Raw genomic sequence first — 16,452 nt, forward strand, 5'->3', positions numbered from 1 at the left:
CAGATACGACAATGCGTCTCCCAGACTACAGGAGACGCGTCGTTCAGGCATCTTATTATTTGCCGATCATAGTGGACATGGTCTGGGCGATAAACTGTGCTCTCGCACCGAAAATCACCTGAATACCGTTGTCGCCGACGAAGACCACGCCGCGCGCACCGAGTCCGTTCAGGCCGTCCTTATCGACCACCTCGCTTTTTGCCACTTCCAGGCGAAGGCGGGTGATACAGGCGCCGACGGAGTCGATGTTGTGCGCCCCGCCCAGCAGGGTGATAATCTCGGTCGCGAGTTCGGAATCCGATTTCTCATCCGCGTTGGCGGTCACTTCAGTGCGGCCCGGCGTTTTCACGTCGAAACGACGGATCACAAAGCGGAACGTAAAGTAATAAATCAGGCCCATTGGAATGCCGATGATAATGGCATTAAGGAAGTTGGTCTGGTAACCGTTAAATGACGGCAGGATCCCGAATGACAGATAGTCTATAAAGCCCGCGGAGAACGATTTGGCGATATGCGCATGCAGCAGGTACATGGTCATGTAGGCCAGACCCGCCATGATGGCGTTAAAGACGTACAGGATCGGCGCCACGAAGATAAAGGTAAACTCGACCGGTTCGGTGATCCCCGTCAGGAAGCAGGTCAGCGCCGCAGAGAACAGAATACCGGCCGCGATTTTCTTATTCTTCGTATGGGCTTCGTGATACATCGCCAGGCACGCTGCGGGCAGCGCGAACAGCATCAGCGGGAATTCGCCCTGCATGAATTTACCGGCATTCTGGTAGGTGTCGCTGCTGAAGGACTTCACCCCTTCTTCCAGCATCTTGAACCAAATGGTCTGGTCGCCGTGGATCACCTGTCCCGCCTGGGTGGTGTAATCCCCGAACGAATACCAGAATGATGGATACCAGATGTGGTGCAGGCCGAGCGGGATCAGCGCGCGCTCTACCAGACCGAAGATAAAGGTCGACGCCGCCTGATTATCGCCGTTCACCACGACGGAGAGCGCGTCGATACCGGCCTGGATATGCTGCCACACGTACGGCAGCAGCAGCCCCATCAGGAACGACAGAAACGCCGTTGCAATGGCCACGAAGCGCTTGCCGGAGAAGAAGCCCAGGAATTCCGGCAGCTGCATGGTGTGGAAGCGGTTATAGCACCAGGCCGCGAGAATACCGCAGATCAGGCCGCCGAAGACGCCCATCTGCAGCGTCGGAATACCCACTACCATGGCGTATTTCCCGCCCTGGGAGGCCATTTCCGGCGTGATGCTCAGCACGGTGCTGATGGTGATATTGGTGACAAACACCGACACTGCCGCAGACAGCGCCGCGATGCCGGATTCTGACGCCAGACCTACGGCGGAGCCAATGGCAAACAGCATCGGCAGGTTATCAAAGATCACCCCGCCCGCGTTCATCATCAGCGGCAGATGGAACTTATCGCCGAAGGCCAGCAGCAGGCCCGCAGCGGGAAGCAGTGAAATTGGCAGCATTAAGGCGCGACCAATCATCGATAACTTAGACAGCGATTTAACAAACCCTGATATCAGACTCATGCTGATTTCCCCCGAGTAGCGCTTTTTTGGCGCTGTTATTGTAAGTAGAACGTTTTAGTAGAACGTTCTACTTATCGTGGGCAAAGAGTGAAAAACGCGCAACAGAATTTTCATGTTTCAACAGATGAAATAGTGATTATTTGAAGTTGATCGATAAATAACCGCGATGGGTGTGAGGGGATGCTGAAAGAAATTGCCGGGTGGCGGCTTCGCCTTGCCCGGCCTACAAACGGCGTTCGGACTGTACAGCGCCGGGGTGAGGGCATCAGCGCGCACGTTTTCTCCACCACAGCACTCCCATCAGCACCACACCCACTGCAGTTCTGACACGATCCGTGGAGGAATGACTTTCAGTCCCAGTCCCAGACCCAGGCAAATGGCACGGCAACATGTGTAATAACCGTAGTCCTACATCCGCTATCCATGTAAAACAGATAATCACACCCATCGTCTTTGAATATGCAGGTGGGCTTCTTTCACTCGCCCGAATTAATTACCTAAGTAAGTTCATCGGGACTTGTTCAGTTGCCGCCTTCCTGTAACTCGAATTATTTAGTTTATGAATTATTAATAGTATTACATGAAGTCATAATATTATCTTTAGGATTGTGAAGACACCGCCATTATTTCATGAGGAGCTCTACTTTTTGCAGATAGATTTTGAATCGTCTAATTTTGGACAAGAATAATTTCTTTTCATCATTATTTTGTGAAAATTTCAATGTAACATATATGGATGATATGTCGCGTCCCTACCATGTTCAGCTATGAGGCGGTCTTTTGGTTCATATGTAAAAAATTTCTATAAATGGTTTCGTTATATTAAGGATAAATATTGTGATCGTCATTAGTAGATTGCGCGAAAAACATACTATAAATCATTTGGTTACTTTGCTCTTTATTTCACATCTCTTGATGTTGACGGGTTGTCAACATTCTCAATCCAATGAAGTTCGCGCAGGATCGGAAATACCAGCATCACTCTCTTACGTACCAGCACCTGTGATAACACCGAAAGCTCCTGCGCCTAAGATAGCCCGGCCAGAGTTAACATCGTCCGAATCGGGGGCGGCTTCAACCTGTCAGCGAGAGCTGATAGTGTTATCGAAAGTTAACCAAAGACTTTACGCACAGAAAAAAGCAGCCTTTGATGAGTTAATCTCAAGTGTGTCTGTTTACACGGCTGTACGCGAAGATATCAATCCACAAACGAAAGATACCATGGACGCTTTCTATAAATTTAAAACGCAAAAAATCTGCAGTGATATTGAGCAGGCTGTAAGGCAGGCGCTCATTAATCGCGTGGAGAACTTTAAATGAGTGCATTCAGAATGAAGCCGTTGATCATCGCTCTGCCGATGGTATTTGGCTGTTCGATTGCTCTGCAGGTTCAGGCGAGTGATACAACGGCTGCGGTAAAGTCTCTCGATTCGATAGCTTCGCAATCTAGTGAAATACCTTCCTTATTACTGGAGAAAAATGTCACGCTTCCTGAACCTGTTGTTTCTGCACAGGAGTCACGAGCAACATCTGTACCTAAAAGTGCCCGCTATCGTTTGCAGACCTCGCAGGCACAGGCGGATGCGTTGAATGCCCAGATAGCGACGATGAAGGCAGCGCAAGAGAAAAAGATAGCAGAGTTGACCCGACAAATTTTGCAGGCTCAGGAGAGCGCGTCTAAATCGGGCGAAGCCCAGCAGCAATTAAAAGAGATGCAGAAGCAGCTTGCTGATATGCAGACGAAGTGGCAAAACGCTACACAGCAACTGGAAAACGCTAATAAACGGATTGCTGAGCTGTCAGCGGGGCGTCTGGATGATGGGCAGGAAGTCGAGCAGTTGAAACAGTCTTTGACAGACACTCAGAGTCAAAATGTTGAGCTAACGAAGAAGATTACTGCACTGTCAGCGTTGCAGGATACTAAAGCAGTGGAACTTGCCACGGCGAAAAAAGCATTAGCGGACAGTGATGTAAAGCGTGCTGATGCGGAGAAAAAGTGGCAAAGCGCTTCTCAACAACTTGAAATGGCGAACAAGCGAGTGGTGGAAATGAATGCCAGCCACCTTGAGGACAGCCAGCAAGTCATAAATCTGAAGCAATCATTAACAGAGACTCAGAAGCAGGCTGTGGAACTAACCAAAAAAATGACCGCGCTTAACGAACAACAGAATGCTAAAACCACTGAACTCGCGGCGGCAAATAAAGCGTTAACCGAGAATGAGGCGAAGCGAGCGGCGTTAGAGAAAAAATGGCAAGAAGCAAATAGCAAACTGGAAAGTCAGAGCAAGCAACTCGCTTCTCTGCATACGGAGTCTGAGACTCCCGTCCCCACCAGTAAAGACGATATCCGCGCTTACGCCCTCGGTGCATTTTGGGGCCACGACGTGCTGAGTGCGATGAAAAAAGTGGAAAGTGACGGCTTTACCCTTTCTCAGCCACAGGTCATCAGTGGTGTCATGGATATGATGCGAGGGAAATTTAAAATCCCTCAGGAACAAATGTTGGCCGAATTAAAAGATATGGATACCAGCGTTATGGCCAAATCATCGCAACCTTCCACCTCTGAAGATGAGGGCAAAAAGTTCATCGCCGCCTACAGTAAGAAACCAGGCGTGAAGCGTGCTGATATGGGGTATTACTACCGTATAACAGAAAAGGGGCGCGGGGAAATTAAGAATTCTGATATCGTTGCCATTGCGGTAACAGAGAGCTTGTCGAATGGTAAGGTCATTAAAGATATGAATAAATTAGGCAAAGTGCTGGTGCTTCCGCTGGAAAAGTTCCCGCCTCTGTTTAAAACTGCAATTAGCAAATTGAGCAATAAAGGCACACTACAAATGGTTGTGCCACCCGAGCTGGCTTATGGCAACGCTGGCAGCCCGCCGAATATTCCGCCTAATTCTACGATGATCTATGACGTGAAAATTGTTAACGTTACCCACTAACAACTGCGGCGCCAGACATGTACTGGCGCCGTTTTTTTAGGCCGATTTCCGTGCGACAAGTTCAGGCGGTGATTGTAATGCTCTTTCCTTCAAAGCTCACGGTCTGACCCGCGACAATCTTGCAGCGCTTGCGGGTTTCCACCGCACCGTCGACTTTCACTCGCCCGTCGGCGATAACGATTTTGGCCTGCGCACCGCTTTCGCTCCAGCCTTCCAGCTTGAGCAGATCGCACAGCTCAACGTGCGGGTGTTTACCTAATGAAAAAGTCGCCATCTTACGCGTCCTCTACGTCGTGATATTCTTCGCACGCCTGCAAAGTATTCTGAATCAGTGTTGCTACGGTCATCGGGCCTACGCCGCCCGGTACGGGGGTAATGTAAGACGCGCGCGCAGCGGCATCTTCGTACACCACGTCGCCGACCACTTTGCCGTTTTCCAGACGGTTAATCCCGACGTCCACGACAATCGCGCCCTCTTTGATCCACTCGCCCGGAATAAAGCCCGGCTTGCCGACCGCGACGATCAGCAGATCGGCGTTCTCGACGTGGTGACGCAGGTTTTTGGTGAAGCGGTGGGTCACGGTGGTGGTGCAGCCCGCCAGCAGCAGCTCCATGCTCATCGGGCGGCCCACGATGTTGGACGCACCGATAACCACGGCGTTCAGACCGTAGGTGTCGATGTTATAGCGCTCCAGCAGCGTCACAATGCCGCGCGGCGTGCACGGGCGCAGACGCGGCGCGCGCTGGCACAGGCGGCCAACGTTGTACGGATGGAAACCGTCCACGTCTTTATCCGGTGCGATACGCTCCAGCACCTTCACGTTGTCGATACCCGCCGGCAGCGGCAGCTGAACCAGAATACCGTCGATCTCTTTATCGGCATTCAGGGTGTCAATAAGTTCCAGCAGCTCTGCTTCGCTGGTGGTTTCCGGCAAATCGTAAGAGCGGGAGACGAAGCCCACCTCTTCACACGCTTTGCGCTTGCTACCCACATAAATCTGCGATGCCGGGTTGCTGCCAACCAGCACAACGGCTAGCCCGGGGGCGCGTTTTCCGGCAGCTTTACGCGCCTTCACTTTTTCCGCGACCTCAGAGCGCACCTGCTGCGCAATCGTTTTACCGTCAATAATCTTTGCTGCCATCAGAGAGAAGATTCCGTCTGTAACGTTTGAAAGGGGGGATGGCGTGTATTTTGTCAGAAGCGAGCGTCGCTGTCAGTCACCCTTTACGCGTTTTTATCAGTGAGACGTAAAAACCCTTCGTAGGGGATGGTCAATTTCTTAGGCGGTATTAGGATGTGACCTGGCGAAATGGCAGCGTTTTGACATATTTAAAAAACGCGTCCTGAGCTACTTTGTCTCCTCCGAAATAAGCTTTCAATTAATCAATTGAACGTATTTCTTATTCCCGATTATTCGCGGGAAGGGTTATTTACATTTTAAAGGAATAGACATGAAACTCAGCAACATTGCTTCTACTGTTATTGCTACTTTGGCCCTGGTTGCAGGTGCCGCAAATGCAGCAGATCCTGCTGCGCCGGTTTCCGTTAATGGCGGTACCGTACATTTTAAAGGTGAGCTGGTTAATGCGGCTTGTTCAGTAAATACTGATTCTTCCGAGCAAACCGTTAATCTGGGTCAGTATCGTACCGCGAAATTTACCAAAGTGGGCGACACCACCTCTAATATTCCATTCAACATTGAACTGAATGATTGCGATCCGCTGGTGGCCAAAACCGCAGCCGTTGCGTTCACCGGTCAGATCGACCCAACCGACAAAACCCTGCTGGCCGTGACCTCCGGTAACAACGACAACACCGCGAAAGGCGTGGGTATCGAGATCCTCGACAGCAAATCCAGCGTTCTGACCCCAGACGGCGCGACCTTCTCTGCTGCGCAGACGCTGATCGAAGGGACCAACACCCTGAAGTTCACCGCGCGTTACAAGTCAACGGCTGCCACCACTGAGCCAGGCAAGGCGAACGCTGACGCCACCTTCGTAATGAAATACGAGTAATTCCTCCGCACAGGGATGTTCAGGCCTCACGGACGAGGCCCGTCATACGCAAATGCCAGGAACGAAGGATGACAAGGACTGGAACACTACTGCTGTTAACCCTTGCGATGGCTTGCCCGGCATCGGCGCATACCGTGGTGATCGAAGGTGGGAAGGTTCATCTCAGAGGTGAACTGGTGAACGGCGGCTGCGCCGTGGCGCCCGACAGCCAGAATATGCGCATCGACATGGGGCAGTACCGAACCAATTCATTTTCCGGCGTGGGTAGTTTTTCCACGGTTAACGTGCCTTTTACCGTGCGGCTGCTGGACTGCAGCGTTGATGTTTCGCGCACCGTGGGGATCCAGTTTCAGGGCGTGACGCCCGCAGAAGATCCGCAGGTCTTTCTGGCGACATCGCGGCCGGGGGAAACGCCCGTCAGCAGCGGCGTGGGGCTGGCGCTCTTTGACGAACAGCAGCGTCAGATTATCCCAAACGCCACGGCCGTCAGCTGGCTGCCGATCGATACCCGCGAGCTCGCGTTCCATTTTAGCGCCCGCTATCGGGCTATTTCCGAACACCTCGAGCCAGGCAAAATTCAGTCGGATGTCTGGTTTACGTTGATTTATCCATAACACCTGCGAACACATTATTAAAGGTACGGTTGTGATGAATACCCTAATTAAACCAGGACTTTTTTTATCGTTTATTTTGATGATGGTTTCTGCCTGCGCAAATGCTTCCGGCGGTATTGCTCTGGGGGCCACGCGCGTTATTTATCCCGCAGAGGCGAAGCAAACGTCGCTGGCGATCACCAACAGCAACAAACAGGAACGCTATTTAATTAACGCGTGGATCGAAAATGCGAGCGGGCAAAAAGAAAAAACCTTTGCCGTCACTCCGCCCCTGTTTGTTAGCGAGCCGAACAGTGAAAACACGCTGCGTATTATTTATGCCGGACCGGCACTGCCTGCCGATCGCGAATCGCTCTTTTACATGAACGTGAAGGCGATCCCGTCGGTGAACAAAGCGAAAACGGAAAACAATAACGTGCTGCAGCTGGCGATCCTCTCACGCATCAAGCTGTTTGTGCGCCCGAACAACCTGGCGATGCAGCCGGAAGAGGCGCTTTCCCAGCTGCGGTTTGAGCGCGCGGGCAACCATCTCAAAGTCAGCAACGCTTCCCCGTATTACATCACCCTCGTCAATCTGAAGCTGGGCGGGCAGCAGCTGGATAACCTGATGGTTGCGCCGAAAAGCTCTGCTCAGCAGGTGCTGCCAGCCGGTGCCAGCGGCACGCTTTCCTGGCAGAGCGTGAATGACTACGGTGCCATTACTCCGGCGCGTAGCGTCAACCTGTGAGCAGAGTCAGGGCGATGAAAAACCACCAGAGACGTTACTGCCCGGTTGCGCTGGCGCTGATGGCTGCGCTCTGGCCGCAGGCTGGCTGGAGCGAAAGTTATTTCAACCCGGCCTTCTTGTCCGACGACACCGCCAGCGTGGCGGATTTGTCGCGTTTTGAACAAGGACACCAGCAGGCACCCGGCGTTTATCGCGTGGATATCTGGCGTAACGATGAGTTTATCGGTACCCAGGACGTGCGTTTTGAGCAGGCCGAGAACACGCCGCCGGTGGCGGGCGGTTTGTCGGCGTGCATTACGCGCGCGATGCTGGATCGCTTTGGCGTCAACGTCGCGGCGTTTCCCGAGCTGGCTAAGGTGCAGGGCGATACCTGCGTTCCGTTGACCACGGCCATACCCGGCAGCGAAACGGTATTCAACTTTGCCTCTCAGCGTCTGGACGTCAGCCTGCCGCAGGTGGCGTTGCAAAACAGCGCCCGGGGCTACATTCCGCCTGAACAGTGGGATGAAGGCATTCCCGCCGCGCTGGTGAACTACAGCTTCACCGGTAACCGGGGAAGCGAAGACGACAGCTATTATCTGAACCTGCAGAGCGGGCTGAACTATGGCGCCTGGCGTTTACGTAACAACGGCGCATGGCGGTACACGCAGAATAACGGGCAGCGGCACAGCGAGTGGCAGAATATTGGCACCTGGGCTCAGCGCACCGTCATCCCGCTTAAAAGCGAACTGGTGCTGGGCGACAGCAATACCGGGAATGACGTCTTCGACAGCATGGGGTTCCGCGGCGGGCGGCTCTTCTCGTCTGACAGCATGTACCCGGACAGCCTGCAGGGCTACGCGCCGACCGTGCGCGGGATCGCCCGTACGCCTGCCAAAGTGGTGGTTCGCCAGAACGGCTACGTTATCTATCAAAGCTATGTCCAGCCGGGCGCATTTGCGATTACCGATCTTAACCCGACCTCCTCAAGCGGTGACCTTGAAGTCACGGTCGAAGAGAAAGACGGCACCCAGCAGCGCTATACCGTGCCGTACTCCACCGTCCCGCTTCTGCAGCGTGAAGGGCGCTGGAAGTATGACCTCGTTGCGGGGGATTACCGCAGCGGTAACAGCGATCAGGATACGCCGTTCTTCACCCAGGGCACCCTGATTACCGGCCTTGCCAACGGCTTTACGCTCTACGGCGGGACGCAGCTGGCGTCACGCTATACCGCGGTGGCCGTCGGGGCCGGGAAAAACCTGGGCGACTGGGGCGCGGTCTCGCTCGATATCACCCACGCCCGCAGCCAGCTCGCGGACGACAGCAAGCATGAAGGGCAGTCTTTGCGCTTCCTCTACGCAAAATCCCTTAACGGCTTCGGCACCAACTTCCAGCTGCTGGGCTACCGCTACTCCACAAAAGGGTTTTACACCCTCGACGATGTCGCCTGGCGCTCAATGGAGGGCTATCAGTATGCCGATAGCCAGAACGATAACGATGTGCCGGACGTGCAGAGTTATCACAACCTGACGTGGAATAAAAAAGGCCGCTTCCAGCTCAACGTTTCTCAGTCGCTGGGGGACTACGGCTCGGTCTATATCTCCGGTAGCGAGCAAACCTACTGGGGAACGGACGAGACTAACCTCTGGTACCAGCTGGGCTACGCGGGGGGCGTGAAGGGGATCAACTACTCCGTCTCGTGGTCGTGGAATAAATCCGTGGGGATAGACGGCACCGATCGGATCGCGTCGTTTAACGTCTCCGTGCCGTTCAGCCTCTTTACCCGTCAGGGCTATCGCCGGGACAGCGCGATTGACCGCGCCTACGCTACGGCATCCGCCAGTCGAAACAGCGATGGCGACACAAGCTGGCAAACCGGCGTCAGCGGAACGCTGCTGGAGGATCGCAACCTGAACTACAGCGTGACCCAGGGACACGCCAGCACCAACGGCGCAAGCGGAAGCGCTAGCGCCAACTGGCAGGCGACCTACGGCACGCTGGGGGTGGGCTACAACTATTCCCGCGACCAGCACGATCTCAACTGGCAGCTCTCCGGCGGGGTGGTCGGCCACGCCGACGGCGTGACCTTCAGCCAGCCGCTGGGCGACACCAACGTGCTGATCAAAGCGCCGGGGGCATCGGGCGTCAGTATTGAAAACCAGACCGGCGTGAAAACCGACTGGCGAGGCTACGCGGTGATGCCGTATGCCACCGTCTATCGCTACAACCGCGTGGCGCTGGATACCAACACCATGAGCAACAACACCGATATCGAAAACAACGTGAGCAGCGTGGTGCCGACCAAAGGCGCGCTGGTACGCGCCAGCTTTGATACCCGCATTGGCGTGCGCGCCCTGCTGACGGTAACGCGCGGCAACCAGCCCGTGCCGTTCGGCGCGGTGGTGCGTGAGACCAAAAGCGGCGTCACCAGCATGGTGGGGGATGACGGGCAAATTTACCTGAGTGGGCTGCCGCTGGAAGGCGAACTGCTGATCCAGTGGGGCGACGGGGCGCAGTCCCAGTGTCGCGCACCTTACAGCTTGTCTGAACAGAGCCTGCAACAGGCAATCACACTGAAGGGGATTCGCTGTGAATAAAACCCATATCTTTGCCTTGTCGCTTCTGGCGTTACTGCCCGCGACAAACGCGTTAGCCACCGTGTGCGTCAATGAAAAAGGCGTGCCGACGGAGGTGCATTACGACCTGACGGATAAATTCAACAGCTCGAACAATCACATTGGGCAAGTGGTGACGCTCAACGAGAAGACGCAGTGGGTCGGGGTGAATGCCGTCTGCCCGAAGGGGACGACCGGAAATACCACCAAGCGCAGCTATGTCACCGATTATCCGGTAACGGGAACGAGCGATGGCTATCAATATCTGAAGCTTAACGACTATCTGGACGGGGCGATGAAAATCACGGACAGCTATGCTGGCGCGTTTTATCCGCCCAAAAGCTATATCCAGATGGGGAGCCATCCTAACGTTTCCAAAAACAAACCGTTTGGCGTTCAGGACTCCAGCCTGGTCTTCCGTCTTAAGGTGACCCGGCGTTTTATCAACATGGTGGTGATCCCGCGTGCCACCATGTTCCGCGTTTACGTCACCACGACTTCTTCCGATCCGCTCACCACGCCGGTCTATACCATTAGCTACAGCGGAACCATTCAGGTGCCGCAAAGCTGCGCCATTAATGCCGGTAACGTGGTGGAGTTTGATTTCGGCGACATCGGCGCCTCTTTGTTCAGCAAAGCGGGCGTGGGTAACAAGCCGGAAGGCGTCTCATCGCAAAGCAAAACCATCGCCATCAAATGCACCAACGTGGAGGCGAACGCCATGCTGACGATGCGCGTCGAGGCGGAAAAAGTCTCTGATAATGTGCTGGTGTCGGATAACCCGGACGTGGGGTTCATCATCGCCAACGAGAGCGGGGCGCCGCTGACGCCCAACAACCTGACGAGCAAAATTCCGTTCCGCCTTGACGACAGCGCGCAGGCGCAGGTGGGGATCCGGGTCTGGCCAGTGAGCGTGACGGGCAATAAGCCAGCGGAAGGGCGCTTCACCTCGCGCGGGTATTTGCGCGTGGATTACGACTAAGGAGCCGATATGCGAAACGGGATCCGTTTTATCACCGTGGCGCTCTTTGCGCTTTGCACACAGGCTCAGGCGGACACCGCCCTGGGCGAGATTAATATTCGGCTTTACGGCAATATCGTCGATTTTACCTGCGTTGCCGAGGGCAGCGACAGCGAAAAAGCCGTCCCGCTGGGCACCTGGCCCACGAAACAGCTCAGCACCACAGGGAGCCGCACGCAGCCTATGCCGTTTACGCTGAAGCTGACCGGCTGCCCGCCGGGCGCGGCGTCCATTACGTTTTCGGGTAAAGCCGACGGGAGCAATAGCGGCCTGCTGGCGCTGAATGACGCCAGTACAGCAAGCCATGTCGCCGTTGAGATCAGGGATGCGGATAAAACGCGGCTGGCGCTTCAGCAGGCCAGCCGGCCGGTCTCGGTTGATGCGCAGGGAAATGCGATTCTGTCATTTTATGCCAATTATATTGCTACTGCCGATAACCCTCAGCCCGGACGGGCCGATGCGGATGCCACCTTCATGATTAATTATAATTAGCACTGACCGCACTCCCTGCAGCTCAGATAAGCTGCGGGGAGTGAATTCAGGTTATAGCAGCTCGTGGGCTTTAGCGTAATCAATTAATTCCACGATGCTTTGCACACCCAGCTTGGAATAAATATTGGATTTGTGCGCGCTAATGGTCTTGTTGCTTAATAGCAGCTGTTCAGCAATTTCCTTGTTGGATAATCCATTCGCCAGATACCGTAATACCGTGACCTCGCGATTCGATAATGGCATATCGACTGCCATCCCTTTCCCTGAACCCAGGTGGTTTATAAAGTTCAGGGTTTCCGACGGGAAAAAGGAATAGCCCATCAGGATCATTTCTACGGCGTTGTAGATCTCACCCAAATCTTTTCGTTTACTTACGAAGCCATTTGCCCCGGCGCGAATAGCGCGACCCGCATAAAATAACTCTGATTTAGACGAGAGGAACAGAACCTTAATGTTTTTGTTTAAGTTTCTGATTCTCTTAAGTAAAGCGAAAGCATCCGTGCCCGTGAGTTCAATGTCAAGGATCACCAGATCGATAGGGTGATTGCGGATACAGTCAAGGACTTCATGGCTATCGCCAGACTTGAGCTTGACTGTGATATTCTTATTTTTCTGTAGCAGGACTTCTATCGACATTCTGACGATAGGATGTTCGTCCATAATGATAACGGATGCCGGTTTCATTTTTAATGCCTCAGATTGTTAAAAGCGTTATGCAGAGTTTGGTAAAACTCTCGAAATGCCGGAAGGATATAATGTGCAGATCCCTATACCGTAGTATTTCCCTGGAAAGAGCGAAAGCATCCTTGTTTACGTAATGAAAAGAACTATGCCTCAGCGCGGTCATCTCATTAGGCTGGTGTTGGCAAAAAGGTTTTTCTTATTCATATTTGATACGCATCTTATTATACAGGGTAAGTTTTTTCCGAAAACCCTGTAAATTAATATGAGGGTATTGGTTTGTATTATCTTCTGGATCTGAATCGCTATTTTTTTAAAATTAGCGGAAATATCCTGTTATCTCATTTACCGCATATTTTCATCTTTATGTAATAACAAAAAATAACAGATATCTCTGTATGTTGATTAATTGTTAACAAAAATACACCTCTTTTAAAGGGACAAACCCGCAAAGGTGAGGTTAAAAATTGCCCTCGCAGGCCGTCAGACCTTCATCTGAAAGCGCCCAGGTTTACCCGAAGGCCCGCATCTCCTGTACAGGAGAACATGCTATCCGCTTCGCTTTTTCCTCCTGGCAGTTGTCGCTAAGTTGCTTGTTTTTACATCATTATCATCCTGTTAACGCCTTCTTCATTCACTTAACGGATGGAGGAAAGTGCTGCCATTTCGTTAATCTGTGGCATTTCACAAGGTTCACACCCATAAATTAGGAATAGTTATAAATTCGATTTTATTGTTAAAAATTAACATTTTTGCAACGATGGTGGTAAGTAAATTCTTAAACCGCTTTAGGAAATAAGGGGTTAGGACGTGAGTGAAAACGTGCAGTCTGAGAGGTTATTAAGAAGATGCAGTAATTCCTGGCGATGGCTTAGCCCCAGCTTCAGCAGGATGCAGCTGAGACGATAGATAATGCGGCTATAGGGGCGATTTTGCATAAGGGCAATCTGACGCAATGTCTTGCCCCGGGAAAGTTCCTGCAGGATGGGCCATTCGTTGCGCGAGAACCAGTCTTTCTCGGTACCCGGCGGAGGGAGGGTATCCAGCAGGCTGTGCTGGAGCGCAGCGGCGTTCAGCTGGCGTTCGAGCACATGAAAGGGACCTGCCGCTTTGCAGAAGAGGCGGGTGTCGTAATTATCGGCCCGGACCAACAGCCAGGGCGTCAGGAACGGAGGAAACATGCTATGCCGTCTCAACTGATCCAGTTTCTCCAGAAGCCCCGTGGATCGGCTTTCAATATCCACGACCAGACGGGCTGAGGGCCACTGCGTTTGAGCGATAAGGGCGTCGTCCAGCGTGGCGTAGTCGCAGCAGCTGCTCAGGGGAAACTGCCCGTTGAGAAAACCGGTGCGCAGGTAGTGATCCTCCGTCACCAGAAGGATAAACGGGGCGTCGGTTTTGCGGGGCTGGCTGATAGACTGGCTCAAGAATTCGAGCCGGTCGAAAAAGGGGGGAGCAAAAGGTGAGCGCGTAAATCCCAGTGCATCACTTCCTGTACGCCGCCGCCGGTAACGGCGCACTGTCATTCGCATGGTCTCCCTCCTGGAAATGGCTTTTTAATCCTCCGGCCATGTCCAGGACGGCCAGTAATATCCCTGGCCGAGGTCTGCGCCTGCCTGCAGTGCCCAGGTACGATCGCGTTCAGTCTCAATACCTTCAATAAGCACTTTCCCGGCAAGCTGAAAGCAAAGGGAAACCAGTTGCCTCAGCGCAGGGGTGTCGCGTAAACGCCAGAATGCTTCCTTATCTATTTTGATGCCGCTTAACGGGAGTCGGTAGGATAAAAACGACTGCACAGTGACGTCATCCACATCATCAAGCCAGATAGCGTGTCCATGTTTGCTAAGTTGCCGCAAATTTTGAACCACATGCTGCTTCTGTACGAGGGACAGCGCCAAAAATGACGCGAGGTCGACAATCTCAATATTGAGCGGCACGCCTGGCAACCGGATAAGTCGCTGAAAAGACGCGGGCTCTGTCAGGACGGTTATCGGCAAATTAATAAAAAGATTATGACCGTGCGGCGTATTTTTTAACGCGGCAAGCTGCGCTTCAAGCAGCGTTATCGACCACTCTGCGGACCGATCGCAAAAAAAGTCCTCGCTGTTCCGCGTGTCGGCCAGGACGCTAAGTACCTCCACGCCAACCTGGCGCAGGGAGGAAAGGGCGACGATGGGCTCAAGCTTAATGCCGACGATGTCCTGAGAAATGTACTGTAACCGGGGGGGCGTATCGATCGGGTTTTGCGCTGTCACTCCATTGTCCTGTTGTCTGTCAGCCTCCAGGCGGCCGGGATACCTGACTCTAGTGTGACGAGCTGACGTTCAGGAAAACAGCAGGCGTTACTTAAATGCAACTAAGCCTTTTCGCAGCGCTAAATTTTACGGTGAAACAGGACGAAATGTTGAGAAAATAGCCGTATTTACAATCGGCTAGCGGTAATTGCCGTGGAAAACGGAAAAGGCATTGACTCACCTGCCATTGACCGTATAATTCTTCGCGTTTCACCACCGCGAAGTACACGCATATCAGTGCGCCCTTAGCTCAGTTGGATAGAGCAACGGCCTTCTAAGCCGTAGGTCGTAGGTTCGAATCCTACAGGGCGTGCCATTTCATTTCATAGAGTTACGCCTCCTTCACATCCTCCTGATTTCCGTTGTGGGACATATTTGGGACATCGCCCCTAAAATTTACCGGTCAAGAAGGACATTTATGTGGTATCTACTCGCAACTTCGCTTGCCGCACTCTCCCTTAATAGAAGCCTGGCTTACCTGATGCTGGGATTAACGGCATTTCTCGGCTGGAAACAGAGTATTCTTGACGCCCCGGCGCTGCTGGTTATTGCATCAATCGTTGTTGGCTGGTCTGTTGTTGAATGGCTACGTAATAAAAATAATAAATATACATATCTGGTCGAAGTCGTGTGCATGGCCATCGCCGTTGCCCTGGTTTTACATGTGATTCCGGGTTTTCATAACCCCAGGGTGCTGGATGCTGTCGTCGTTGGTCCGCAAAGCAGACCGTTCAGTATGTACTTTAATATGGACAAGGCAGTGGTGCCGTTCTTTTTAATCACGTGCATGCCAACGTTATTCGTAGCAAAACCCCTCTATAAAGCGGGTAAGGTTGGATGGGGAATATTGATTCTTGCGATACCCGCGCTGTTACTTCTGGCTGTTGCATTAGGTGGGCTGAGAATTGAGTCGCATGCGCCAGAATGGTTCGCTCAATTTGCCCTTGCGAATATTTTCTTCGTCTCTTTGGCCGAGGAAGCCTTGTTCAGAGGCTACCTGCAGCAACGCTTGTCCCGGATTATTCATCCTGTTGTCGCGCTGTTGATTGCCTCAGTCATCTTTGGGCTGATGCATTATAGCGGCGGTTTACTACTGATTATTTTTGCCAGCCTCTCCGGCATTATTTACGGCCTGGCGTGGATGTGGAGCGGTAAGCTCTGGGTTGCAACGTTATTCCATTTTGGGCTGAACTGCGTGCATTTATTGTTCTTCACCTATCCGATGTATGCCCCTCACGCAGCAATGTGATGCGTTTTTAAAATAGTAACCTTATAAATTTGGCTACTTCCGGATAAGCATAAAAAGCCCCGAAATACTGGGGCTTTTTATATATAACGGGCGCGTGAATAACTGATTTACCTTCGCGTCATAATGAATAGAAGGCTAATGAATTTCATTGTATGCAGGCTTAAGGTTTTCTTAATCTAAAAATTATCTCTCATTAAAATTTGGATTTTTATCATTCTAAAATCTTCTAAAAAGAAATTTTACACTTTTACGCCTAAACTCGAT

15 protein-coding genes and 1 tRNA gene are annotated in these 16,452 nt (G+C 52.5%); 10 read left to right on the top strand and 6 right to left on the bottom strand.

Features of this window, described 5'->3' with window-relative positions:
• Positions 1-55: 55 nt before the first annotated feature.
• A complete protein-coding gene (locus NUX24_RS15615) occupies positions 56-1,555 on the bottom strand; it encodes a PTS transporter subunit EIIC (protein WP_257832664.1) in 1,500 nt (499 codons plus the stop codon).
• An 837-nt stretch (positions 1,556-2,392) separates the two neighbouring features.
• On the opposite strand from NUX24_RS15615, the gene NUX24_RS15620 reads away from it, so the two are divergent.
• Both NUX24_RS15620 and NUX24_RS15625 read left to right on the top strand, forming a co-directional pair.
• Positions 2,393-2,875, top strand: a complete 483-nt coding sequence (locus NUX24_RS15620) for a hypothetical protein (protein WP_152594344.1) — start codon at positions 2,393-2,395, stop codon at positions 2,873-2,875.
• On the top strand, positions 2,872-4,500 hold the full coding sequence (locus tag NUX24_RS15625) for an FKBP-type peptidyl-prolyl cis-trans isomerase (RefSeq protein ID WP_257832668.1): 1,629 nt from the start codon (positions 2,872-2,874) through the stop codon (positions 4,498-4,500). Before NUX24_RS15620 ends, NUX24_RS15625 begins: the two co-directional genes overlap by 4 nt.
• A gap of 61 nt (positions 4,501-4,561) precedes the next feature.
• On the opposite strand, the gene ybcJ is transcribed toward NUX24_RS15625, so the two are convergent.
• Positions 4,562-4,774, bottom strand: coding sequence for a ribosome-associated protein YbcJ (gene ybcJ / locus NUX24_RS15630; RefSeq protein ID WP_047650484.1), 213 nt, complete (start codon positions 4,772-4,774; stop codon positions 4,562-4,564).
• A 1-nt stretch (position 4,775) separates the two neighbouring features.
• Positions 4,776-5,642 (bottom strand): bifunctional methylenetetrahydrofolate dehydrogenase/methenyltetrahydrofolate cyclohydrolase FolD, encoded by an 867-nt coding sequence (gene folD / locus NUX24_RS15635; protein ID WP_008499332.1) that lies wholly within the window; start codon positions 5,640-5,642, stop codon positions 4,776-4,778.
• A gap of 310 nt (positions 5,643-5,952) precedes the next feature.
• Between folD and fimA the strand changes: the two genes are divergently transcribed.
• From fimA to sfmF, 6 genes are all read left to right on the top strand, one after another.
• Complete coding sequence (gene fimA, locus NUX24_RS15640; RefSeq protein ID WP_047650485.1) at positions 5,953-6,516, top strand: type 1 fimbrial major subunit FimA; 564 nt, start codon at positions 5,953-5,955, stop codon at positions 6,514-6,516.
• A 68-nt stretch (positions 6,517-6,584) separates the two neighbouring features.
• A complete protein-coding gene (fimI, locus tag NUX24_RS15645) occupies positions 6,585-7,130 on the top strand; it encodes a type 1 fimbrial protein subunit FimI (RefSeq protein WP_023310642.1) in 546 nt (181 codons plus the stop codon).
• Between the two features lie 34 nt (positions 7,131-7,164).
• The gene (gene fimC / locus NUX24_RS15650) at positions 7,165-7,857 is read left to right on the top strand and encodes a type 1 fimbria chaperone FimC (protein ID WP_126329072.1); all 693 of its coding nucleotides are present in this window, start codon (positions 7,165-7,167) and stop codon (positions 7,855-7,857) included.
• 14 nt (positions 7,858-7,871) lie between these two features.
• The gene (locus NUX24_RS15655; protein WP_047650488.1) at positions 7,872-10,433 is read left to right on the top strand and encodes a fimbrial biogenesis usher protein; all 2,562 of its coding nucleotides are present in this window, start codon (positions 7,872-7,874) and stop codon (positions 10,431-10,433) included.
• Positions 10,426-11,433 carry a type 1 fimbria D-mannose specific adhesin FimH gene (gene fimH, locus NUX24_RS15660; protein ID WP_047650489.1) on the top strand — a complete coding sequence of 336 codons (1,008 nt, stop codon included), beginning with the start codon at positions 10,426-10,428 and terminating at the stop codon, positions 11,431-11,433. Before NUX24_RS15655 ends, fimH begins: the two co-directional genes overlap by 8 nt.
• Before the next feature lie 9 nt (positions 11,434-11,442).
• Positions 11,443-11,964 carry a fimbria assembly protein gene (sfmF, locus tag NUX24_RS15665; protein WP_047650490.1) on the top strand — a complete coding sequence of 174 codons (522 nt, stop codon included), beginning with the start codon at positions 11,443-11,445 and terminating at the stop codon, positions 11,962-11,964.
• 51 nt (positions 11,965-12,015) lie between these two features.
• Here sfmF and fimZ read toward each other — a convergent pair whose 3' ends face one another.
• From fimZ to NUX24_RS15680, 3 genes are all read right to left on the bottom strand, one after another.
• Positions 12,016-12,648, bottom strand: coding sequence for a fimbria biosynthesis transcriptional regulator FimZ (gene fimZ / locus NUX24_RS15670; protein WP_033144828.1), 633 nt, complete (start codon positions 12,646-12,648; stop codon positions 12,016-12,018).
• Positions 12,649-13,448: 800 nt separating this feature from the next.
• Entirely contained in the window at positions 13,449-14,177 is a 729-nt protein-coding gene (locus tag NUX24_RS15675) for a DNA-binding response regulator (protein ID WP_257832676.1), read from the bottom strand.
• A gap of 24 nt (positions 14,178-14,201) precedes the next feature.
• Positions 14,202-14,900, bottom strand: coding sequence for an EAL domain-containing protein (locus tag NUX24_RS15680; protein ID WP_257832678.1), 699 nt, complete (start codon positions 14,898-14,900; stop codon positions 14,202-14,204).
• A 278-nt stretch (positions 14,901-15,178) separates the two neighbouring features.
• On the opposite strand from NUX24_RS15680, the gene NUX24_RS15685 reads away from it, so the two are divergent.
• Positions 15,179-15,255, top strand: a tRNA-Arg gene (locus NUX24_RS15685).
• Between the two features lie 102 nt (positions 15,256-15,357).
• Complete coding sequence (locus tag NUX24_RS15690) at positions 15,358-16,188, top strand: CPBP family intramembrane glutamic endopeptidase (RefSeq protein ID WP_257832680.1); 831 nt, start codon at positions 15,358-15,360, stop codon at positions 16,186-16,188.
• The last annotated feature ends 264 nt before the right edge of the window (positions 16,189-16,452 follow it).

The organism is Enterobacter sp. HG048 (genome assembly GCF_024702055.1).
GTDB classification, from domain to species: Bacteria; Pseudomonadota; Gammaproteobacteria; order Enterobacterales; family Enterobacteriaceae; genus Enterobacter; species Enterobacter dykesii.

Bases quoted from the DNA above. Each gene is read 5' to 3' on its own strand.
- NUX24_RS15615 (WP_257832664.1), bottom strand. From the start codon at position 1,555: ATGAGTCTGATATCAGGGTTTGTTAAATCGCTGTCTAAGTTATCGATG.
- NUX24_RS15625 (WP_257832668.1), top strand. From the start codon at position 2,872: ATGAGTGCATTCAGAATGAAGCCGTTGATCATCGCTCTGCCGATGGTA.
- ybcJ (WP_047650484.1), bottom strand. From the start codon at position 4,774: ATGGCGACTTTTTCATTAGGTAAACACCCGCACGTTGAGCTGTGCGAT.
- folD (WP_008499332.1), bottom strand. From the start codon at position 5,642: ATGGCAGCAAAGATTATTGACGGTAAAACGATTGCGCAGCAGGTGCGC.
- fimA (WP_047650485.1), top strand. From the start codon at position 5,953: ATGAAACTCAGCAACATTGCTTCTACTGTTATTGCTACTTTGGCCCTG.
- fimI (WP_023310642.1), top strand. From the start codon at position 6,585: ATGACAAGGACTGGAACACTACTGCTGTTAACCCTTGCGATGGCTTGC.
- fimC (WP_126329072.1), top strand. From the start codon at position 7,165: ATGAATACCCTAATTAAACCAGGACTTTTTTTATCGTTTATTTTGATG.
- NUX24_RS15655 (WP_047650488.1), top strand. From the start codon at position 7,872: ATGAAAAACCACCAGAGACGTTACTGCCCGGTTGCGCTGGCGCTGATG.
- sfmF (WP_047650490.1), top strand. From the start codon at position 11,443: ATGCGAAACGGGATCCGTTTTATCACCGTGGCGCTCTTTGCGCTTTGC.
- fimZ (WP_033144828.1), bottom strand. From the start codon at position 12,648: ATGAAACCGGCATCCGTTATCATTATGGACGAACATCCTATCGTCAGA.
- NUX24_RS15675 (WP_257832676.1), bottom strand. From the start codon at position 14,177: ATGCGAATGACAGTGCGCCGTTACCGGCGGCGGCGTACAGGAAGTGAT.
- NUX24_RS15690 (WP_257832680.1), top strand. From the start codon at position 15,358: ATGTGGTATCTACTCGCAACTTCGCTTGCCGCACTCTCCCTTAATAGA.